The organism is Halobacillus sp. AWM4_238, from assembly GCF_056158265.1.
This window is the reverse complement of the sequence record NZ_JBSWSY010000002.1, coordinates 155373-176391: the sequence shown is the minus strand read 5'-3', so window position 1 is coordinate 176391 and position 21019 is coordinate 155373. Positions and strand designations below refer to the sequence as shown.

Below are 21019 nucleotides of genomic sequence, written 5' to 3'. Positions count from 1 at the left end.
CAGTGTATGCTTTTCTTTATTTTATCGAAAATCCAGCTCCATGCCTACCAGTATGTGCGTCTTTATCTATCATTTCCCCTTCTTACCACTTTCAACCTTTTTGTAAAACTATCTTGCATACATTGGACCGTTCCGTGGTATAATACAAAACAAGAACATCTGTTCGTATTCGGAGGAGAATGACATGAGGTATCTAAAACAAAACGAATTGGAGCTCGCTTCCCGCTATTTGTTTTTATCTATGGCCATTACTGTAATCAGGCAGGATCGGAAACACATGGAACAAGGGAAATTCAAAATCAAGGAGCCATACATGGAGATGCTCGGAAAAATGGAACTGGAAGCGCGAAAAGAACGAAGAGAACTCAGAAAGCAAATGGATCAGATGAAATTGCAGGTGGTTGAATCTGGAAGAAACGATTCATTTACCTCTTTCCTTTTTTTAGCTCATGGATATGAGGAGAAGCGTAACTATTTCAATCCAGCCATCCGAAAAAAAGTGGAAAATATTTTGTTCGAGCTTATGAGAAGGTCTCAGCGATCCGTTCGGCACGATGATCAGCAGCCACAGGTGTCGAATGGAAGCGGTCCTCCAGAATGACGCGCAAGTGAGCGGTTCGTTGGACTTGATTGGCGAACATGCCGTCAGATACTGGGAGATTGACAGACATGCCGTTGGAGAATTGTACGGTCGTCGTTTTATTAGGTTCTCCACGGTAAGACCGAATATATTTGTGGGCAATCCAGGAGCAGTCTTTTCGTTTAGGGGAGATAATCGGGAAGAAATAAATGCCCATCGCTTCTGATATGACAATCGGTGGTTTGTGTGTATAACCAGTCAATTGCTTTGTACCTGCAATACGGCCATCGAGACTGCTTGCAAAGTAACGACAGGAACGATCGATTAGATCACTTGGACATTTTGAAATGACAAACCGCTCATCCGTCTCTATCACTTCCGTAAAAGCTTGTCCATCCTCACAGTTTCTGGCTATAAGCGCGATGGTTTGAGGATTAATCTCGTATTCTTTTCCATGAACATATGTCATCCACTTCAACACCTCTTTCATTTCAAGTGGCGGCAGCTCTACACTCAGGTCGAACCTACCGCTCATCTTCTTTAATTTACCAAATCACCCAACAAAAGTCTAAACATTCTTAAAAAATGTTTCATTTCGACAATTCTGCTATACTACAATTAAACCTTTTCTTCTTTCTGGCCTTTATTACCTCTCTGCTCTTCACCACGACCAAAGTCAGGATTAAGTAATGTGAAGAAATCGAGTTCAGGCTGAACCGGTTGATCTTTCATTGAAAACACCTCTCAAGCAAAATTTCTTTTAGGAGGAAGATACATGTGGCGTAGAAAAAACAAGAAGCCGAAACTGGAGAAAAAGGATTTATCCATACACGATGTCCGGAAAGCCGTCCATGCCTATGCGGATGCCAAGCCAAGCGATGTTCCTCTAAGCGTAATCATCAAAGAGGATCTTTCCTTGGATTATGAACTTTTAGCCCCCTACTTAAAAGCTGTACCTATTCAAAACTTCTACATGTCCCGGGAAACCTATGAATTATTTGAGGAACATGACCGGGATCTTGCGCTGGATATCGATCTCGTTCAACATGCCGTCGACCAATATATGAGACAGACACAAGAGCTCCCTATCATAGATCATGACCCATACAAGCGGATAAGTTATTATAAGCTCGAGAATCACCGTTTGTTACAACGAAGACCAGAACGTGACTTTTACCTCACAAAGGAAGAATTTATGATTACCTATAAAAAACCTGAATAATTAACGATCAGCCGTCCCTAATGTCATCCCGCCATCCACAACGATTTCTGTTCCCGTACAATAGGAACTATCATCAGAAGCAAGGAATGCAATGGCTTTAGCGATTTCCAGGGGCTGGCCGATCCTCCCGAGCGGGATCGTATCATAAAATTCCGGTACCCCTTTCCCCTCTGTCGCCATTTCGGTCTCCACCCCACCTGGATGCACCATATTCACACGTATCCCTGATGGCCCAAGTTCAATAGCTGCCGCCTTGGACATAGCCACTACCGACGCTTTTGTTGCTGCATAAGCGGACGACTGGCTAATTGGAGCAAAAGAGGAAATGGATAAGTTATTTACGATAGAACCCTTCCCTTTTTCCATCATATAGGGAATGGCAGCCTGCATTCCGAAAAAGACTCCTAGTTGATTCACTTGGATCAATTGCTCATACTCCTCTGTTTTCATTTCTACAAAAGGCTTGCGGATCAAAAGTCCAGCATTATTTACAAGCACGTCCAAACGACCAAATCTCTTGACTACCTCATCCGTTGCAGCGATCCATTCTTCATTCTTTGTAACGTCCAGTTGTACAGCGATTGCTTCTGAAGATCCGGCAGCTGCCACTACCTCTTCAGCAAGTTCGACATTTCGGGCCCCGAACGCAACCGATGCGCCAAGAGACAACAAATATTCTGCAATGACCTTTCCCTGACCACGATTGGCTCCTGTAACCAGTACAACCTGACCCTCTAAATTTTTCATCATCTACACACTCCTTTCCATTCCGTTATTTTAACACGATCAGCAAAGCTCATACTTTTAAATACAGGCCTATACCACACATCAACTATTACAGGATATAGCAGGATTGTGGAAGACTTGATTTCGAGATGTTTGTGTGAGTGGATGGGGGCTGCGGGGAATGACTCGCTTTCCGCGGGAGCGCGGTGAGCCTCCTCGGACTGCGTCCTGTGGGGTCTCACCCTGCACTCTATTCCCGCAGGAGTCTCGCCATTCCCCTCCGCCCCTTTGCCTTAAAAGTATCTCGAAACCACTTCTGGAATTAGGTGCGTTCCATACGTATTAGGAACTGTAACACAAAGCTTCCATTGTATGGATAGAGCTCATAAACGTTTGTTATAGAGCCCTTTCTTACTGTAGGTAGTAGGGGGTGGAAGATGCTCCTTCATGGTAAAGGGGTTCGTTTCTCCTTACTATGAAAGGGGGGGTTGGGAAGCTGCGAGACTCCCGTGGGAGAAAGGAGATCGGCGAGATCCCGCAGGGCGGGTAGCCCGGCTCGCCACTCCCCCACAGGAAAGTGTTCAAATGCGGAATCGCCCTGGTAGACACGACTGGCATAAGCAGAACAGCAACGGAATGTGCTTTTCATTCCTTTGCTGTTCTGCTTATGACGCGAGTGTCTGGGCGATGGAGCTAGACGAGTTGCTTCCCAGCCACCCCTAACACCCAACACGGCAAACGAACCCCGGGAACATCTCGAAACTGAGTCTTCCACAATCGGGAGCTTATGTTTAAGGGGCTAGGTACAAAAAAAGTGCCCATGCTCTGCGTGAGCATGGGCCAAAAGAGACGACTGGTTAACTTTTGAGTGAGGGAATAAATTGTTGGAAAAGTTCTTTTGAGAGGAAAGACTTTTCCGTGACACTCATCAGTAAACAACATTACTGACCTATTTATGACAACCAAATCATAAATAGTAATGAGATAAATAAGCATCACCGCTTATCTGTTTCTATTGTAATACATCCTTGGTCCGGCTTCACCGAAAAAAAATTGCGGAGGTCCGCAAACTGGTGCGAAGTTTCTAGTAAATGACATACGACAACTTAAAATTCCAGTTATATCTGTCGCACAATCCGATCCACCTTCTCTATCAGTACGCCTTCTTCTTTTTCAAATTGACGGTGTAAGGATTCAAGATCAAGAAGAATCTCATGCGTCTTTTTTCTGATTTCTCTCACTTCCTCATGAGAAGATTGGATTTTATTTTGGACAAACCAATCCACAAGTAAGCCATCAAAAAAATGGTCGGCAATCGTCAAACCGCCAGAAATATGGATATTAATATTATAATGATTGCCTAAATCCTCAATTTCATTTGCGAACTTCCGCAAATATCTTTGTGCGGTATGGATGGCGGTATCTGCGTCATCCACTCGTGAATGTTTGACGGCTGTAGTCAGCAGTCCACCACCAAGCATATCCAATGCTCCCCAATTTTCAGCAGAAGTCAACGAAGTCGATGCCTCTTCTAAAGCATTTATTGCGGATTGGCCTGCATCGATCGCCTCAGTTATTTCAACCAACTCCGCCTGAAGCATGGACCGCTTTTCACTAAGCTCAAGAAGGTGCTCGCCTTTCTTATCGCCTTTAGAAATCAGGAATTGCTTCTTTTTTTGATACAGCCTTTCATACTCCTCTTTAGAATTTCCATAAGCAGCAATTCTTTCAGAAAGATCTTTTATTTCTTTCTCAACTTCAAGAGCGGAATGATGTGCTTCTCTCCATTTCAATCGCGCCTCCAAAGCCTCCTGCTTTTCTTGTTCCACTTTCTCAAGTTTATTACCTGTAATTGTTACGAATAGATTTGTAAGGCTCATCCGTTCCAGTTTTTCAACATCTTCTTGTTCTTCCTTGAGCCTTTTTAAGTAGTGCTGTTCTTTAGCACGTAATTCTTTATGTTTTTGTTTCAATTGTTCTTTCTCTCTATGTAGGCGTTCTTTCTCAAGGTATCTTCTTTTTGCTTCCATTAAGGATTCATGTAAATCTTCCATCATTCTTCCCCCTTTCTATCTCTTACGTTTAACAATAGAAAAAGTTCCAACCCTCCCTTGAAAACCTGTTCAACTATTTGGCAGGATTCTTGAAGACTCGATTTCGAGACTTTTGTTGAGTGGATGGGGCTGCGGGGAATAGCTCGCTTTCCGCGGGAGCGCGGTGTGACTCCTATGGGACGTGTGGGACAGGTGAGACCCCGGAAGGCGTAGCCTGAGGAGGCTCACCGCCCGCCCCATGGAAAGCGAACGGTTTCCAGGAGCCCCTAAACGCCCACACGTCTTGAAACTGAGTCTTCAAGAAAAGGGAGCTTTAATGGAAGGGGAAGATTTTAAAAGGCTCAAAGTCTTAGAGACTTTGAGCTTTTATGGTACCTTATTTAGAATTCGTAAGTTGTTCTCGTAAGTTTTTGCGAAGAATCTTCCCTGTCGTGTTCTTAGGAAGCTCAGACATAAATTCAATACGCGTAGGGACCTTATACTTTGCTAAATGATCCCGACAATATTCCATGAGTTGAGACTCTGTCAAAGTTGGATTTTTGGATACGACAAAACTAATGACCGTCTCACCCAACTCAGGATCGGGTGATCCTACGACCGCGACTTCAGTCACGTCTTCATGCTGGTAGAATACTTCTTCGACTTCTCTAGGATAGACGTTATATCCTCCAACGAGGATCATATCTTTTTTACGGTCCACGATGTAAAAATATCCGTCTTCATCCTGACGAGCCATATCACCTGTGTATAACCAACCATCCCTAATTGTAACGGCTGTCTCTTCAGGGAGTTTATAGTATCCCTTCATGACATTCGGACCTTTGACCACCAATTCCCCTACCTCACCGGCAGGCAGCTCTTCCCCTAGTTCATCCACCACTTTATTTTTGACATTTTTTATATTTTGACCGATAGACCCTGCTTTTCTTGGTCGATCTAGAGGATTGAAAGCTGTAACAGGTGAGGCTTCGGAGAGTCCGTAACCTTCTGAAACGCGTACGTTGAACTGTTTTTCGAATGATTCGAGTAAGGCGACTGGCAAAGAGGAACCTCCCGAAATGCAAAGGCGCATGTGGCGGAACGTTGGTGCTTGTTCTTTTCCTGTTTGTAACAAATAGTTATACATAGTCGGGACACCAGCGAACACCGTCGCCTGGTATTCTTCTGCGGTTGCAAATACTTCTTGAGGAGAGAATTTAGGTACAATGAGAACGGTGCCACCATTCATAACTGGAGCGTTTAAGCAGACTGTCAAGCAGAACACATGAAACATAGGTAAGGTAGCAATCACACGATCGTCTGAGGTGATTTCCAGGTATTCGGCCACATCCGTTGCGTTCGAGTATAAGTTTTGGTGTGTGAGCATAGCGCCTTTTGGCTTACCTGTTGTTCCAGATGTGTACAAAATAACTCCCACATCCTGATCATCAAGTGGAGGTGCTTGATAATTTAAACTTCCTTCAGCTACCGTTTTTGTAAACGATTTCATTTTTCTGTTTAGTGAAGAAGCCTCCAAATCCACACCTGTATTGGTATCTGCTACAAAATAGTGCGCGATATCAAGATCATGATCCATTACTTCAAATTTCTCAATCAATACATCCATCGTCATCACAGCCTTGACGTCTCCATTTTTCAAGATGTAACTCATTTCATCCACGGTGTACGTAGGGTTGATTGGGATGACGGTTGCCCCTGTACGTAGTGCTCCGTAAAGTCCAATCATGAACAAAGGACTGTTTCCACTAACAAGCGCTAAATGATCTCCTTTTCCATAACCGAGTTCAGACAACTGAGAAGCGAATTTAGTGACTGTTGCATCAAACTCTTGATAACTTACCCGCTGGCCTTGAAATATGTAGGCATCTTTAGCGGGATAACTCTGAGCCGTAAGCGACAGTTGTTCGCTTAGATTCATGTATGCTCCCCCTTGGCAATGAATGAATAATCACTCATTTTAATAATTTTCATTATAATTATAAAATACTGAAAACTTTTTAGCAACATTTGTCGTCCTGAGGAACTTGGAGAAGCATATATACAAAAAAGAACGACCCTTGGAAAAGGACCGTTCTTTTTGTTAGTACACCATATCGAGGAAGTCTTCTTTACTGATTTTACCAAGGTAATGGGAAACCTCCACCTCACCGAGAGCTTCTGATATTGCCTGGCGTTCATATTTGGTGCCAATTAATATTTCTTCAATCTCATTAATGTCCCCAACTCCAAAGAAGTCGCCAAAGATCTTTGCGTTTTGAATATGTCCTTTGGCTACATCGAGACGAATATCATAGCTTCCGGCACCTTCAATTCGTTTCGTATGCTGGATGTTGAATTTAGGAGACTTGCCGTAATTCCAATCCCAATTTTTATAGCGTTCTTCTGCCAATTCGTAAATGTTATCCCAATCTTCTTTCGTCAACTTATATTGAGGAACATCCTTCACATCTTCAACATCGAAAATGTAGCGAAGAATTAAGTTTTTGAACTCTTCCATAGAAATCTTTTCATCAAGAAATTCAGAAACGTTTGCTACACGACTACGGATGGATTTAATCCCTTTCGATTTAATTTTCTCTGTTTTCACATTCAGGGCAGATACAACGTTTTCAATTTCTGAATCAAGCATCAGAGTCCCGTGGCTAAACATGCGCCCCCGTGTTGAAAATTGAGCGTTCCCTGATATTTTCCGGCCGTCTTCAGCAACAATATCATTACGCCCAGACAACTCTGAGTTGACACCCAATTTCTTCAAGGCTTCTGTTACCGGTTTTGTGAATTTAGCGAAATCATGGAAACTGTCTCCATCATCCTTCGTAATGAAACTAAAGTTCAAGTTTCCGAGATCATGATAAACCGCCCCACCGCCAGAAAGACGACGAACCACGTGGATTCCGTTCTCATCTACATAGCTCGTATTAATTTCTTCCACCGTGTTTTGGTTTTTACCAATGATGATGGAAGGTTCGTTGATATAGAACAGTAAGTATGTGTTGTTGATATCAAGATTTTTCAATGCGTATTCTTCAATGGCCAAGTTGATACGAGGATCATTTATCCCCTCATGGTCAATAAAAAGCATGCTTCTCATCCTTTCAGTCCTTATTGTCCATGTACCATTGTAATCGTTTAATCACTTTGAAACAATTCATTTACTCCAGGTCAGCCCTTCGTCTGCCAGTTGAATGGTTCCGCCGAAAATATCCTCTGCTTCCTGACGCAACCGTGTCAACTGCCCAAAGTGCGGCAAGTGACTGAGCCACAAGGTCTGCACATTCGCCTCTTCAGCGATGGTTGCTGCTTCTGTACTTGTCATATGCCCCGCTTTTTTCCCATCCATATCTTTATAAAAGTTTGTATCTGTGATAAGTAGATCCGCATTTTTTGCAAAAGTCGCCCACTCTTTAAAATAGCTTGTATCGGCTGTGTAAACCGCCGTGTCCGTCCCATCAGAGATCCGCATACCATAACAAGGTACCGGGTGCTTCGTCTCTTGGAATTGTATGGAGAAAGGTCCCACCTCAAGCGTCTTACCAGGATCATAAGCTATTCCCTGTGTATATTGATGTGTTAACGTTTCAAACTTCCCCTTCTCCTTTTTATGTCCATATATGGGTAGCGAATCATTTGAACCGGCCAGAGAGTTTTGAACGAGGCAGGCATATTGAAGAGGCCCGATATCAGCGATGTGGTCATGGTGGTAATGAGAAAGAACCACGGCATCCAATTCATCTACCTTCTTAAATTGTTGCAATCGTGATAACACCCCACTGCCACAATCCACTAGCATCGAAAAACCATCTTTTTCAAATAAATACCCGGAAGTTGCGCTACCTGCTGCTGGATAGGCTCCCCAATACCCGATAATTGTCACTTTCATTTCATCACTCCTAAAACTTTTTGCCTATTTGCACATTGTTTTATAACAGAATGTTGATTTCTGAATATTGTTATAATACAATGGTTTTACATTAAAATTAATTGGAGGCGATTTACAGATGATGAGTATTCTTGAGTTCTTCCGTAACCTTCCGAAAAAGCACTGCTCCAACTGTGGAAACGTGATTCAGGAAAAAGCTGACTGCTACGGCAACATTTGCGACGAATGTGACCACCCAGCCCGCTAAGTCTAGTATTCCACAAAAAACATAACAATGAACATAAGATTTGGAGCAGCTGTAAAAAGCTGCTATTTTTTTGACCTTTTTTCCCTCTTTAATTATAGCTCCCGATTGTGGAAGACTCAGATTCGAGATGTTCCCGGGTTTCGTTTGCCGTGTTGGGCGCCAGGGGTGGTTGGGAAGCAACTTGTCTAGCTCCATCGCCCAGACACTCGTGTCTACCAGGGCGATTCCGCATTTGAACACTTTCCTGTGGGGTCTCGCAGCTTCCCCCCCCCTTTCATATTAAGGAGAAACGAACCCCTATACCTAGAGGGAGTGTCTCCCATTTCCCCTCCTAAGGCAGGCATAAAGCGCTCTATATCAAGCTTATAGATTCTGAATGTCTGCTTGTGGATAGAGGTTATATGATCCACTTTCTTCAGTCTCTCAGTCATTCAAGCTGATTCTTCCAGAAGTGATTTCGAGAATCTTCCATGGCAAAGGGGCGGAGGGGAATGGCGAGACTCCTATCTTAAGTGTGGAGGTGCCTCGATCAGCGGCGTATGGACTGGACTGAGCTGGCGGAGATAAAGGAAACACGAAGAACGGAGTGATTCGATGTTGACTTATCGTACAGAAGCGAGGGAAGTCTCACTAGCCGCTAGGCACCGAAACCGGATATCACGAAGAAAAAAGTGCAGGGTGAGACCCCACAGAACGCAGTCCGAGGAGGCTCACCGCGCTCCCGCGGAAAGCGAGTCATTCCCCGCAGCCCCCATCCACTCAACAAAAGTCTCGAAATCGAGTCTTCCACAATCCTGCCATATAGCGAAATAATCCAACAAAAAAACTATCCATCCGGTAGACCGTGCTACTGGATGGATAGTTTTTTTCGTTTTGTGGAATTTCTCACCAGCAGCTGATGAGGATAAACATATCTGTTCGGTGCAAGAGCACCAGGATGCAAGAGTTGTTGGATCAACACTTCAACTGTTTTATCCGCCATCTGCTTTACAGGTTGTTCAACCGTTGTAACAGAAGGAACCATGAGTAGAGAGATCATTTGGTTATCAAAACCTACGACGGCTAAATCATCAGGAATCACCCAATCTGAAGAGGATGTCGCTTCATAAATTAAACCGGCGGCAACCTCATCGGAGCCAGTAAACACTCCATCTACATGGGGAAACTCATCTTTAATGATATGAAAGACCTTTTGGCCATCACTGACATCTATGGCCCAGTCTATTGCCAAGTCTTCTTGAAAAGAAAGCCCATATTCAGATAGAGCTGTAGTAAAACCTTCTTGCCGTTTTTTTGACAAGTGACTCTCCGGCCCCCCACTCACATAAGAGATATGGGTACAACCCTGTTCTAACAGGTGGATGGTGGCCTCGTACGCGGCTTGCTTATGATCCATATGAACCATTGGAATGCTGGACTCGTCCATATATTCGTTGCAGAAGACAATGGGGCCACATTCTAAGAATGCTTTAACATCTTCCCAATCATTAACAAGGGAGGCCATGATCACTCCGTCCACTTGCTTCGTCTTTAATAATTGTAAATAATCCATTTCTTTTTTCTTTGAATCATGTGTTTGACAGACGATTACTTGATATCCCCACTCAGAAGCTTTTTCCTCCATCGCCTCTATCAAATTACCGAAAAAAGGGTTCGTCAGGCGTGGCAAGAGAACGGCAATGGTCTCCGTTTTTTGACTTCGAAGACGACGGGCGGAAGAATTGGGGACATATCCAAGGTCGTTCATGGCTTGCATGATACGCTGTCTTTTTTCATCTGTCACGTAGGGCTGATCATTGATGACTCGGGAGACCGTTGTCCTCGATAAACCAGCCAGTTTCGCTACATCTTCAATCGTAGCCATACTTACTCCCCCTTGATGCATTCTTGAAAACGTTTCCAATTTTAATCATACTAATCATTCGGTTTTCTTGCAAGCCCTTTCATATATTGCGATATATTTTATTTATCATCTTAATACCTGCAATAACCTTAAATTACATATTCATCTTACACCTTTAATAAGATATAAACAGGAAAAATTAGGGAGATGGTTCATTTGAGAAAAGTTCTGATCATCGCAGATCCTGGTGTAGATGATGCATTTGCCATTATGTACGCTCTTCTCCATCCTGAAATTGAAGTCGTTGGAATCGTTGCCGAGTATGGAAACGTCCCTCAAGAGATTGCCTTAAGAAACACAGCCTATCTCCTAAAGTTGGCTGAAGAAACGGATATACCAATAATAAAAGGAGCAGACAAGCCACTGACAGGCAACCAAGCAGAATTTTTCTTTGATATCCATGGTGCCCACGGGCTTGGTGAAATCATCCCGTCTATTCAAACATCTGACTATTACCAATTTAAAAAAGTATATGAATTGATTCATACATATGGTGAAGATTTGACGATCATAAATCTTTCCCGATTAACTTCTCTCGCTCTTACGTACATTCAATCAGAAAGTAACATTGATAGAACGGGAAATGTCTATGTTATGGGAGGAGCCTTCTTCGTACCTGGCAATCGCACAGCCGTTGCAGAAGCAAATATACACGGCGACCCTCAAGCTGCCAAAATCGTAGCCTCTCATGGAGAAAATGTTACCTTTGTCCCTTTGAATATCAGCAATCGGGCGGTAGTTCCTCTAGATAGAATAAAAAAAGTAGCGGAGGAAAATGACACCCCCTTTTCCCAAATCATTTTTCCTATCATGGATTACTACAGTACACAATACGAGTCGATCATTCCCGGAATTGATGGAGCTCCTCTTCATGACGTCACGTTATTATCCTATTTAATGAATCCTCATGAATATAATGTTGTAGAAAGACAAGTAAGTATAAATGCAACCGGACCTTCTCAAGGTCTAACTTACGCTGACTTCCGTCCTACACCTGAATACATCGAGGGCTATCCTATGCACAACATCATCATTGATTTCAACAGAGAAGCCTTCATCAATGACTTTTTCAAAATCATGACAGGCAAAAACTAATCTACAACTATAGCTTCCGATTGTGGAAGACTCAGTTTCGAGATAACCGTGGTTCGTTTACCGTATTGTGATTCAGGGGTGGTTGGGAAGCTACTCGTCTAGCTCCATCGCCCAGACACTCAAAAAACATCTCGAAATCAAGTCTTCTACAATCCTGCAAATTAGTTGGAGAAAGAGTAATAGAAAAAAGGAAGCATTCCCACGAATGCTTCCTTTTTAGTGATAGAGAAAGTCGATGACGTTTCTTACAGCTGCTTCTCCCTGATCTATGCAATCAGGCAAACCGATTCCTCGGTAAGAACCACCTGCAAGATAAACACCTGGCAGGTCCTTCTCCATTTGTTCTGCAATAGCATTTACCCTCTGCTTATGCCCAACCGTATATTGAGGCATCGCATCATACCAGCGAGTCACAACAGAGAATTCCGGTTTGGCTGTAATATCCATCGTTTTGTTCAAATCATTTAATACGATTTCTTCAATCTCTTCGTCCGATTTACGAACCACTTCTTGGTCGGAAGGTTTTCCGACATAGCACCTTAGAAGAACTTTCCCTTCTGGTGTCGAATGCGGCCATTTTTTATGGGTCCACGTACAAGCTGTAATACGGAAATCGCTGTTTCTTGAAACGACAAAACCAGTACCGTCAATATCTTTTTTAATAGCTGACGCATCGAAGGCCATGGCGACATTAGCTACAGATGTAGCGTTGGTTTCTTTGAACGGTTCCAGAAAGTCATACTGAGACAGCATGCGCTGTACAGCAAAATGGGGAGCCGCTAAAATAACTGCATCGGCTTCTTTTACTGTACCATCACTCAACAGAAGGTGATAGCCATTGACTTTCTTCTCGATATGGTCCACCTTTACACCTTTATGGACAGTACCGGAATCCAATTGATCTTCAATCGCTTCTACAAGTGAACCGATTCCGTTTCTTAAGGTGCGAAACATGCTCGGTTTCTTTTCCCCTTTTTTAGGGTTCTTCATCGGATATGTTGCTCGCAGTCCTTTAATGAGACTTCCGTGCTCCTGCTCAAGTTGATAGAAGTTCGGGAATGTCGATTGCAGACTCAAACGATCAATGTCTCCTGCATAAATACCAGACAAGAGCGGTTCAATTAAGTTTTCAACAACTTGGTTACCAAGCCTTCTGCGGAAGAACAAGCCGAGGGACTGATCGCCATCTACCGTTTTTTTCGACTTGACCAAATCCAAAGCAGCTCTTGCTTTTCCTACAGGGCTGAATAAACCAGAGAATAAGAACGGACGTATTCTTGTCGGAATACCCATAAAAGATCCACTTGGCATTTTATGAAGTTTGCCATCTACTAAAATGTAGGACTGCCCCGTGCCGTTTGGGACCAGTTCGTCTCCTAGCCCGACCTCTTCTGCAAGACGGCCGGCACTTTCTTTACGTGCTAGAAAAGAGTCGGGACCGCGTTCAATCGTGAAGCCATCTTTTTGAATTGTATCAATTTTTCCGCCAAGGTGTTCGCTTGATTCCAATAACTGAACATCCAAGTGTAAACCTTTCTCTCTTGCTTCTTTTTGTAGATAATAGGCGGAGGTTAAACCTGAAATCCCTCCACCTACCACAACGACGCGCTTTTTCTCTTCCATAAAAACTACGCTTTCACTTTATCCAGGACGACATCAGCAAGGGTCTGGATAAACTTTGGATGAGTATTTGGCATTTCTGGGCGATAGTAGTTCGCTCCGACTTTATCACAAACGACTTTACATTCGTAGTCATTATCATAAAGGACTTCCAAGTGATCGGATACGAATCCAACGGGAGCGTACACAAAACTTCGGTATCCTTTTTCATGATAAAGATCTTCTGTTAGATCCTGGACGTCAGGCCCGATCCATGGATCTGGAGTGTTGCCTTCACTTTGCCAGCCAATTTCATATTGTGTAATTCCGGTAGCATCTGAAATTAGTTCGGCTGTTCTTCGCAATTGATCTGGATAAGGGTCTCCCCCTTCCAAAATCTTCAATGGCAAACTATGAGCAGAGACAACCAGGCAAGCTTTTTCCTTTTCTTCTTCCGTCATCTTGGAATATTCGGTGTTGATGACATCTTTCCAATAGTCGATAAAACCAGGAGCGTCATACCAGCTTTCTACGGAACGAATAGAAATTCCGTGCTTTTCTGCTTCCTCTTGGGCGCGGCCGTTGTAAGATTTCACGCTATATGTGGAGTAATGAGGGGCAAGCACGATGGAAACAGCTTCATCCAGTCCATCTTCAGCCATTTGGGCAACCGCATCCTCGACAAATGGTTCAATATGCTTCAGCCCAAGATAGACTTTAAATTCAATATCGTCTTGTTTTTCATTCAAAGCATCTTTCAAAGCTTCCGCCTGATCATCTGTAATTCGCGCAAGCGGAGAAATTCCGCCGATGGCATCATACCGATCACGTAAGTCCTGCAGCATCTCGTCTGAAGGCTTGCGTCCGCGACGGATATGAGTGTAGTACCTCTCTAGATCTTCTTCTTTGTAAGGCGTCCCATAGGCCATTACTAATAATCCCATTTGTTTTTTTGCCATGTTCCTTCACCTCTTCATCTTTTTTTAACCGCGCTTAAGATTTCTTAGAATAATCATGAATCAGTTGAGTCAGTCTCTTCAATGTTTCCGGTTTAATATCCGGGGTTACTCCGTGGCCAAGGTTAAAAATATGAGCAGGATGCTGTCTTCCTTCATCAATGATTTTCTTTGCTCTTTCCTCAATGGTATCCCAATCCGCCAAAAGCATGGATGGATCCAGGTTTCCTTGAAGCGGTTTAGTGATTCCTTCATTTCTTGCTTCAGTAATTGACATGCGCCAATCCAATCCAAGTACATCAACAGGAAGATCATCCCATTCATGAATCAGGTGTCTCGCTCCTACCCCGAAAGTAATTAACGGCACGCCTTCCTCTTTCAGTTCAGAAAAGATCCGCTGCATAACCGGCTTAATGAACGTACGATAATCTTCGACATTTAGAGATCCAACCCATGAATCGAAGATCTGAATGGCACTCGCTCCGGCTGAGACTTGTGCTTTTACATAAGCAATAACCATGTCTGCCAGTTTGTCCATGAGTGCGAACCACGTCATCGGCTCGCTGTACATGAGTGACTTGGTTTTATTGTAATTTTTTGATGGTCCACCTTCAATCATATAGCTCGCAAGGGTGAACGGTGCACCACTGAAACCAATCAATGGCACTGTGAGTTGTTCTTTCGTTAATAGACGAATCGTGTCCATGACGTAAGGTACGTCTTCTTCAGGATCGATAGTCCCAAGCTTTTCAATATCCGCTTTTGTTCTGGTTGGATTGTGGATGACCGGTCCGATCCCTTTTTTAATTTCCACGTCTACACCGATAGCCGGCAGTGGTGACATGATGTCTTTGTATAAGATCGCTGCGTCGACACCATATTGCTCCACTGGAAGACGTGTCACATAAGCACATAGTTCAGGGTCGTGGGTGATTTCAAATAATGAGTACTTTTCTTTCAATTTTCGATATTCCGGCTGAGAGCGCCCTGCCTGACGCATGAACCATACAGGGGTATGGTCTGTTTCTTCTCCACGGAAAGCTTTTAAAATCGTGTCATTTTCAATTTTGTTCATCTTCAGAACTCCTTTTCCCGTTCAACATTTATCCGCTTACAACTATAACGATTTATTGGTCTTCTGTATAGAAATATGAAACATTTGTCATCATTTTGTGCTATTTTTCACAGGTCCCAACTTAAGCTAACAGTATTGGAAGCCTGCCCTTTCTTCCCTGTTAAAGGGTCCACGGGCACGACGTAATAGCTCGTCTGATCGAATATCCCAAAAGCACTGACCTTAAACTCATTCTTTCCCGTCACTTCGCCAACCTTAACATCTTCTCCGTTTTCTACTCTGAAAATACGGTACACGATTCGTTCATCGTCAGAGGCGGACCAACGAATGGTGCCTCTTAATGAAGCAAGCCCGGTTAAATTGAGTCTCCCTGTTACGTCCGTTAATATAGGAAGGTCCACAGGTTCAGGTAAGCTTTCTACCCCTTCTGGTTGTTGGAAAGTAGCGGCCAGGTTTTTCTCCTGATCGATCCTTGTTAATATTTTCTTCATAAGGCGAGTCGGATAAGCACTGCTTCCTTGAATCTCTCCTGATTGATCGTAGCCCATCCATAGCGCCCCGGAATACTCAGGCGTGTATCCGGCAAACCATACATGCTGGTCCTGGTGAGTCCCTGTTTTTCCTGCTAAGGCTTTAGGATAATCACCAGGCTGAGCTGTTCCTTCCCGTACAGCCGTTTGGAGGATTTCTGTTAAATACCAAGCCGTCTGCGCGTTGAATACTTCTGTTTCTTCAGAAGTCTGTTCATGGATGACCTTGTCGTTCCGGTCAAGAATTTTTGCAATGGTATAGCTTTCTTTTCTCTTTCCGTTTTGAGCGAGCGATCCATAAGCTTCCGTCATTTGAAGAGGGGTATATCCATCAGACAAACCTCCAAGTGCAATAGATAAACCGCTATCCTTTGTCGTTAACCCGGCCTTCTCTAAATATCCTTTGGCATATGAAATGCCGATTTGATCAAGGAGCCAAACGGCTGACACATTCTTAGACTCGATCAAAGCCTGGTACAACGAGACTTCGCCTTCATATTGATCATCATAGTTATTGGGAGAATAATCATTTGCGCCAAACGTCTGCTTTTCATCAGATAACAAGCTGTATGGATCATAATCTCCTGTCATCATAGCTGGACCATAAACGGCAAATGGCTTAATGATAGAGGCAGGTGCCTGTTTTGCCCGGACGCGGTTGAAATCCCCATGTTTAAAATCACGTCCTCCAACGACTGCCACAAGCGCACCTGATGAGTGGTCCATAAGAGTGAAAGCTCCTTCAATTGAATCCGAAGAACCAGGGACAAACTCGCCGTTTTTCATTCCTTCTGCAGCGATTTTCTGAATGGAGGGGTCCATTTCCACAACCAACCGGTACCCTCCACGTTTTAACTCATCACGAGATATATGATATTTTTCCGCTGCTTCGTGGATGACGAGGTCAACATAACTATTAGACCATGTTTCATCCGTATCTCCCGCCCGCTCAACAGCAAGCGTCGAACCTTGCATTTGCTTCATTAAGGCTGCATCAATCTTTCCTGTGTCGTACATCCGGGATAAAACGACATTTCTTCTCTGCTTGGCATTGTCCGGATTGTCGAATGGAGAATAAGTATTGGGTGCTTTCGGTAACCCCGCAAGCAAAGCTCCTTGAGCAACCGTCAATTCAGATACCGTTTTTTGAAAATAGTGTTGGGAAGCAGCTTCAATGCCATACGTACCTTCCCCGAAGTAAATCCGATTCAAATACAACTCTAGTATTTCATCTTTTGAATAGTTGCGCTCCAAGTAAAGAGACGCCATGACTTCTTTCGTTTTTCTCATCCACGTCTTTTCATTCGAGAGGAAAATGTTTTTAGCAAGCTGCTGAGTAATCGTACTTGCACCTTCCACCTTTTTCATGGCGATGATATCTTTATATACCGCTCTCATAATCCCTTTAAAATCCACACCGGAATGCTCTCTGAACCGGCTGTCCTCTATACTAATGAACGCATCCTTGACGTGCTCAGGAACATCCTGAATAGATACATTCTTTCTGTTTTTCGTATAGATCCGTTCAATGACTTCTCCTTCGGTTGTCTCCACCGTCGTCATTTCATCTAGAATCAGGTCTTCTTCATTTACAACAAACCGGCCGCCAAACAATATGATGAGGAAACCGATTCCGACGATCATGATAAGGGCCAGAGCAATAAAGGCCGGCCATTTCAATCGTCCGGACCAAGAAGGTAGGCGTTTCTTTACATCTTTGATGTTCAAATTACGTGCATCCTTTCTATTCTATCCTTCAAACTTGCCACCATGGAACCCCGCTTGCTAAACTGAAGATACCGCAGGAAAGGAGACATCGGCAATGAAAGTATCGATGACCAATGGTACATTGAATTACTTATCCAAACTGAGTCAACAACACCCTGAAGCCTCTTTGTTTTTTATGCAGGACCAAGACAAAACGGTTGCCTATTACGAAGGTGATGACACGTCCATCTTTGAAGAAGGACGCAACTACGAAACCGTCGACCATGTCGGTACGATGCAATCCAAGGGTTATGTTGTAATGAACAACATCCCCGTCAGTGATGAAGGTCGTCCTGTTTTTGAGGACCGCTTCAAAAAACGAGCAGGGAATGTAGAAAATCGTGAAGGCTTTCAAGCGATTCGAATCCTTCGACCTTTAAAAGGCAATACGTATGTCGTCCTTACTCAATGGCGCAGTGAACAAGACTTCGAAGACTGGAAAAACTCCAAGTCTTTTGATGAGGCCCATAAAAAATCAGGACCTCAGCACCAGAAGAAGCCGTCATTCATCGATGGCGATGCGTATATCACAAAATATCAAATGATTGAACTCGATGAGTAACATAGGAAAAGTGAGCGGAAAACCGCTCACTTTTTTTATTCCTCTTCTTGTTCTGCTTCACTGTTCATGACTTCCTGTTGGAAGAAGTCATCCAATCCACGAACAGATTGTTCACCTGTAATTCTTGCCTGCTCTTCTCCATTTTCAAAATGGATGAGTGTTGGTGTTCCTTCAATTCCGTACTTATCCCATTGAGTTTCGAATTCCTCAAGGTTCATTTTTTTTACATCGAGGTCATACTCATTCACAATCGGCATCATCCTCGGTGTTGTACGTTGACAATACACACAAGTAGGACTATAAAAGTAAACCGTTGTAGGCTCACCTGATTGAATTTCTTCTTCCAGAGCCTCTGGTTGAATCTGGTTTTGATAGTGCGGGTCATCTAATTGATCAATGGTCGCCTGATCCAAGTTTTCTTTCCCATATGGGTTATCCGCTGATTTTTGTGAGTTTTGATAGTTCACGACAAATACGAGAACGACAACAAGCACCACAAGGGCACTTGCGAAAATGATCATTCCTTTTTTCATAGATTATTCCTTCCTTTCTTTTACAACAACAAATAAATGAACAATAAAAATGATAATGAAGGCAGTGCCTGCTAAAAATGGAATAGTCACGAATCCGAAAACGTTGATATATTGACCATTACAAGGCACGAGACCACATGTGTCTGCTGCTGAAAGGGACGGGATCTTCTGCAACATATAGTGATAAATAGAAACGAACATCCCTATTCCACTCATCACAATACCAGGAAAAGCCACATCCCATTTCTTTTTCCATAATGCTGTCCCATAAATAAGCACAAGCGGGTACATCAGTATTCTCTGATACCAGCACAACTCACAAGGGGCATAGCCGAGAATCTCTGAAAAAAATAAACTCCCGACAGTCGCAACGAGTGATGTAGCCCATAAAAGGAACAGCGCTGCTTCCATACTTTTCTTCATGTTTTGTATCCTTTCTCCCTCTCTCTCATGCCATTATACTAGGTATCCTCTCGAAAACAAAGTAGTTTCATAGTCCCCACACCTTTTGACACCCTTGCGGTAAATGATGCTTCATTACCAACAAAAAAATAGAAAAAGACCGGCTATAAGCGGCCTTCTTCTATTTCTGTTACTCTTTAAACAATCCATTCCGGTGGGCATAGACGGCTGCCTGGGTGCGGTCCTGCACCTCTAATTTGCTTAATATGTTACTCACATGAGTCTTCACCGTTTTGATCCCGATATAAAGGACATCACTGATTTCCTGATTCGTCTTCCCCTCACCGATGCATTTTAATACTTCGAGCTCTCGTTTCGTAAGCTCCTCATGTGGTTTTCGCTCTTGCCGGAACCGGGACATCATTTTCGTTGCTACTTTCGGTTCGATCACATTCTGACCATGAGCGGCTTTACGTATGGCATCTGCAATTTCATCTGCTGAGGATGTCTTGAGCATATAACTAAAGGCACCTGCTTCAAGAGCCGGAAAGACTTTTTCATCATCATAATAACTCGTCAAAATGATAATCTTACAAGATTCGGTTTTCATGATTTCCTCTGTCGCATCAATCCCCGTTCCATTCTCCATCATCAAATCCATAAGAACGACGTCCGGCTTCTTCTCTTTAACAAGCGCTGCACCTTCATACCCACTGCTTGCTTCTCCTACGATGTCCAAGTCTTCTTCTGTACTTAAATAAGCGATTACCCCTTTACGGACGACATCGTGGTCATCAACGACTACTACCCGAATCATACCTCTTCCCCCTTCTCCTTTGCTTTTACAGGAACACGGACATCAATATGAGTTCCTTCCCCTTTCCTCGAGCGTAAAGCATAGGTGCCGCCGATTTCTTCACACCGTTCACGCATCGTTTTCAACCCGTAGGATGCCTTTTTACTTTTCTTGTCGTCTGTATCAAAGCCTACACCATTATCAGCAATATGTAAGAAAATTTCCGTTTGGTCATGAGTGGCTTCAACCTTTACCTCAGAAGCATTGGCATGTCTCAATATATTCGAAAGCGCCTCTTGGACGACTCGGAACAATTGCTCTTCTACAGACGTCGGCAACTCCCCTAAATCTTCCATATTTACATCAAACTCAATTTGACACTTTTGACGCAGTTCTTCTATCAGAGTTTTGATCCCTTCTGTCAATGGCTCTCCCGATAAATGAACAGGCCGCAAATGCAGGAGTAGCGCTCTCATTTCCGTCTGAGCCTGAAGGGCCATCTGGGTGATTTCCTGAAGTTGTTCTTTTGCTTTTTCCGGACGACGATCAAAGATCTTTTCAGTTGCTTGAGCCATCATCGTTAAGGCGAATAACTGCTGACTGACAGCATCATGCAAGTCACGCGCAAGACGTTGGCGCTCTTCGATCGTCGCTGCTTTGTGAGCCGTCCGTGCCAGTTCGCTTTTTTCGTCAGCGAGCTTCACAAGCGAATCCTTCTGCTGCTCAAGCTTCTCTCCAAGAACATTCAATTCATCCCCTACAGCAGCAATTTCATCACGTTCATTAAAGTAGATCCGTTTACTGAAGTTTCCGCGCGAAAGCTGGGTTATCATCATCGATATGTAGTCCAACCGGTGTTTGACATCTCCACTCGATCGAAAGCCCGCATATAGTGAAATCATAAACCCAAGGAGGATATAAAGCAGGACGAACAATAAAATGGCCCCTGCACTTAACCAAACAGGCTGAAACCAAACGTAAACGGATAAGAGGATACTCAGCAGAATAAACGTATTTAGTATGAGTCCATAAAGGTGTGAGCGGATATACATGTAACGAATACTATTCAATTGCTTTAACATGTTCTCCCAC

The 21019-nt window shown here is 43.5% G+C and carries 20 protein-coding genes; 5 read left to right on the top strand and 15 right to left on the bottom strand.

Going from position 1 to position 21019, the window contains the following annotated elements:
• Positions 1-184 precede the first annotated feature (184 nt).
• Positions 185-601 (top strand): YhjD family protein, encoded by a 417-nt coding sequence (locus ACXACN_RS00945; protein ID WP_474961580.1) that lies wholly within the window; start codon positions 185-187, stop codon positions 599-601.
• Here ACXACN_RS00945 and ACXACN_RS00940 read toward each other — a convergent pair.
• Positions 522-1049, bottom strand: a complete 528-nt coding sequence (locus ACXACN_RS00940) for a competence protein ComK (protein ID WP_474961578.1) — start codon at positions 1047-1049, stop codon at positions 522-524. The genes ACXACN_RS00945 and ACXACN_RS00940 overlap by 80 nt on opposite strands.
• Before the next feature lie 306 nt (positions 1050-1355).
• Between ACXACN_RS00940 and ACXACN_RS00935 the strand changes: the two genes are divergently transcribed.
• Positions 1356-1802, top strand: a complete 447-nt coding sequence (locus tag ACXACN_RS00935; protein ID WP_474961577.1) for a DUF3939 domain-containing protein — start codon at positions 1356-1358, stop codon at positions 1800-1802.
• Here the strand turns inward: ACXACN_RS00935 and ACXACN_RS00930 are convergent, their stop codons facing one another.
• The 5 genes from ACXACN_RS00930 to ACXACN_RS00910 all read right to left on the bottom strand — a co-directional run bounded on the left by ACXACN_RS00930 (position 1803) and on the right by ACXACN_RS00910 (position 8462).
• Complete coding sequence (locus ACXACN_RS00930; protein ID WP_474961575.1) at positions 1803-2549, bottom strand: SDR family NAD(P)-dependent oxidoreductase; 747 nt, start codon at positions 2547-2549, stop codon at positions 1803-1805.
• A 1097-nt stretch (positions 2550-3646) separates the two neighbouring features.
• Positions 3647-4582 (bottom strand): hypothetical protein, encoded by a 936-nt coding sequence (locus tag ACXACN_RS00925; RefSeq protein WP_474961573.1) that lies wholly within the window; start codon positions 4580-4582, stop codon positions 3647-3649.
• A 376-nt stretch (positions 4583-4958) separates the two neighbouring features.
• Entirely contained in the window at positions 4959-6500 is a 1542-nt protein-coding gene (locus ACXACN_RS00920; protein WP_474961572.1) for a fatty acid--CoA ligase family protein, read from the bottom strand.
• Positions 6501-6662: 162 nt separating this feature from the next.
• Entirely contained in the window at positions 6663-7664 is a 1002-nt protein-coding gene (locus ACXACN_RS00915) for a lipoate--protein ligase (RefSeq protein ID WP_474961570.1), read from the bottom strand.
• 66 nt (positions 7665-7730) lie between these two features.
• Positions 7731-8462: an MBL fold metallo-hydrolase gene (locus ACXACN_RS00910; protein ID WP_474961569.1), complete on the bottom strand. Its 732-nt coding sequence runs from the start codon at positions 8460-8462 to the stop codon at positions 7731-7733.
• A 118-nt stretch (positions 8463-8580) separates the two neighbouring features.
• On the opposite strand from ACXACN_RS00910, the gene yhfH reads away from it, so the two are divergent.
• On the top strand, positions 8581-8709 hold the full coding sequence (yhfH, locus tag ACXACN_RS00905; protein WP_474961567.1) for a protein YhfH: 129 nt from the start codon (positions 8581-8583) through the stop codon (positions 8707-8709).
• Between the two features lie 847 nt (positions 8710-9556).
• On the opposite strand, the gene ACXACN_RS00900 is transcribed toward yhfH, so the two are convergent.
• A complete protein-coding gene (locus tag ACXACN_RS00900) occupies positions 9557-10573 on the bottom strand; it encodes a LacI family DNA-binding transcriptional regulator (protein WP_474961566.1) in 1017 nt (338 codons plus the stop codon).
• Positions 10574-10768: 195 nt separating this feature from the next.
• On the opposite strand from ACXACN_RS00900, the gene ACXACN_RS00895 reads away from it, so the two are divergent.
• Positions 10769-11707, top strand: a complete 939-nt coding sequence (locus tag ACXACN_RS00895; RefSeq protein WP_474961564.1) for a nucleoside hydrolase — start codon at positions 10769-10771, stop codon at positions 11705-11707.
• Positions 11708-11923: 216 nt separating this feature from the next.
• Here the strand turns inward: ACXACN_RS00895 and hemY are convergent, their stop codons facing one another.
• From hemY to ACXACN_RS00875, 4 genes are all read right to left on the bottom strand, one after another.
• Positions 11924-13330: a protoporphyrinogen oxidase gene (gene hemY / locus ACXACN_RS00890; RefSeq protein ID WP_474961563.1), complete on the bottom strand. Its 1407-nt coding sequence runs from the start codon at positions 13328-13330 to the stop codon at positions 11924-11926.
• Between the two features lie 5 nt (positions 13331-13335).
• Positions 13336-14265 carry a ferrochelatase gene (gene hemH / locus ACXACN_RS00885; protein ID WP_474961561.1) on the bottom strand — a complete coding sequence of 310 codons (930 nt, stop codon included), beginning with the start codon at positions 14263-14265 and terminating at the stop codon, positions 13336-13338.
• Positions 14266-14299: 34 nt separating this feature from the next.
• The gene (gene hemE, locus ACXACN_RS00880) at positions 14300-15337 is read right to left on the bottom strand and encodes a uroporphyrinogen decarboxylase (RefSeq protein WP_474961559.1); all 1038 of its coding nucleotides are present in this window, start codon (positions 15335-15337) and stop codon (positions 14300-14302) included.
• A gap of 107 nt (positions 15338-15444) precedes the next feature.
• The gene (locus ACXACN_RS00875) at positions 15445-17595 is read right to left on the bottom strand and encodes a transglycosylase domain-containing protein (protein ID WP_474961557.1); all 2151 of its coding nucleotides are present in this window, start codon (positions 17593-17595) and stop codon (positions 15445-15447) included.
• A 94-nt stretch (positions 17596-17689) separates the two neighbouring features.
• Between ACXACN_RS00875 and ACXACN_RS00870 the strand changes: the two genes are divergently transcribed.
• Positions 17690-18196, top strand: a complete 507-nt coding sequence (locus tag ACXACN_RS00870; protein ID WP_474961556.1) for an antibiotic biosynthesis monooxygenase family protein — start codon at positions 17690-17692, stop codon at positions 18194-18196.
• 35 nt (positions 18197-18231) lie between these two features.
• Here ACXACN_RS00870 and ACXACN_RS00865 read toward each other — a convergent pair whose 3' ends face one another.
• From ACXACN_RS00865 to ACXACN_RS00850, 4 genes are all read right to left on the bottom strand, one after another.
• On the bottom strand, positions 18232-18729 hold the full coding sequence (locus ACXACN_RS00865) for a thioredoxin family protein (RefSeq protein ID WP_474961555.1): 498 nt from the start codon (positions 18727-18729) through the stop codon (positions 18232-18234).
• Between the two features lie 3 nt (positions 18730-18732).
• Positions 18733-19152, bottom strand: a complete 420-nt coding sequence (locus ACXACN_RS00860) for a disulfide oxidoreductase (RefSeq protein ID WP_474961553.1) — start codon at positions 19150-19152, stop codon at positions 18733-18735.
• A 169-nt stretch (positions 19153-19321) separates the two neighbouring features.
• A complete protein-coding gene (locus tag ACXACN_RS00855) occupies positions 19322-19948 on the bottom strand; it encodes a response regulator (RefSeq protein ID WP_474961552.1) in 627 nt (208 codons plus the stop codon).
• Positions 19945-21009, bottom strand: a complete 1065-nt coding sequence (locus ACXACN_RS00850) for a sensor histidine kinase (RefSeq protein WP_474961551.1) — start codon at positions 21007-21009, stop codon at positions 19945-19947. Before ACXACN_RS00850 ends, ACXACN_RS00855 begins: the two co-directional genes overlap by 4 nt.
• Positions 21010-21019: the final 10 nt, after the last annotated feature.

Bases quoted from the DNA above. Each gene is read 5' to 3' on its own strand.
- ACXACN_RS00945 (WP_474961580.1), top strand. From the start codon at position 185: ATGAGGTATCTAAAACAAAACGAATTGGAGCTCGCTTCCCGCTATTTG.
- ACXACN_RS00940 (WP_474961578.1), bottom strand. From the start codon at position 1,049: ATGACATATGTTCATGGAAAAGAATACGAGATTAATCCTCAAACCATC.
- ACXACN_RS00935 (WP_474961577.1), top strand. From the start codon at position 1,356: ATGTGGCGTAGAAAAAACAAGAAGCCGAAACTGGAGAAAAAGGATTTA.
- ACXACN_RS00930 (WP_474961575.1), bottom strand. From the start codon at position 2,549: ATGAAAAATTTAGAGGGTCAGGTTGTACTGGTTACAGGAGCCAATCGT.
- ACXACN_RS00925 (WP_474961573.1), bottom strand. From the start codon at position 4,582: ATGGAAGATTTACATGAATCCTTAATGGAAGCAAAAAGAAGATACCTT.
- ACXACN_RS00920 (WP_474961572.1), bottom strand. From the start codon at position 6,500: ATGAATCTAAGCGAACAACTGTCGCTTACGGCTCAGAGTTATCCCGCT.
- ACXACN_RS00915 (WP_474961570.1), bottom strand. From the start codon at position 7,664: ATGCTTTTTATTGACCATGAGGGGATAAATGATCCTCGTATCAACTTG.
- ACXACN_RS00910 (WP_474961569.1), bottom strand. From the start codon at position 8,462: ATGAAAGTGACAATTATCGGGTATTGGGGAGCCTATCCAGCAGCAGGT.
- yhfH (WP_474961567.1), top strand. From the start codon at position 8,581: ATGATGAGTATTCTTGAGTTCTTCCGTAACCTTCCGAAAAAGCACTGC.
- ACXACN_RS00900 (WP_474961566.1), bottom strand. From the start codon at position 10,573: ATGGCTACGATTGAAGATGTAGCGAAACTGGCTGGTTTATCGAGGACA.
- hemY (WP_474961563.1), bottom strand. From the start codon at position 13,330: ATGGAAGAGAAAAAGCGCGTCGTTGTGGTAGGTGGAGGGATTTCAGGT.
- hemH (WP_474961561.1), bottom strand. From the start codon at position 14,265: ATGGCAAAAAAACAAATGGGATTATTAGTAATGGCCTATGGGACGCCT.
- hemE (WP_474961559.1), bottom strand. From the start codon at position 15,337: ATGAACAAAATTGAAAATGACACGATTTTAAAAGCTTTCCGTGGAGAA.
- ACXACN_RS00870 (WP_474961556.1), top strand. From the start codon at position 17,690: ATGAAAGTATCGATGACCAATGGTACATTGAATTACTTATCCAAACTG.
- ACXACN_RS00865 (WP_474961555.1), bottom strand. From the start codon at position 18,729: ATGAAAAAAGGAATGATCATTTTCGCAAGTGCCCTTGTGGTGCTTGTT.
- ACXACN_RS00860 (WP_474961553.1), bottom strand. From the start codon at position 19,152: ATGAAGAAAAGTATGGAAGCAGCGCTGTTCCTTTTATGGGCTACATCA.
- ACXACN_RS00855 (WP_474961552.1), bottom strand. From the start codon at position 19,948: ATGATTCGGGTAGTAGTCGTTGATGACCACGATGTCGTCCGTAAAGGG.
- ACXACN_RS00850 (WP_474961551.1), bottom strand. From the start codon at position 21,009: ATGTTAAAGCAATTGAATAGTATTCGTTACATGTATATCCGCTCACAC.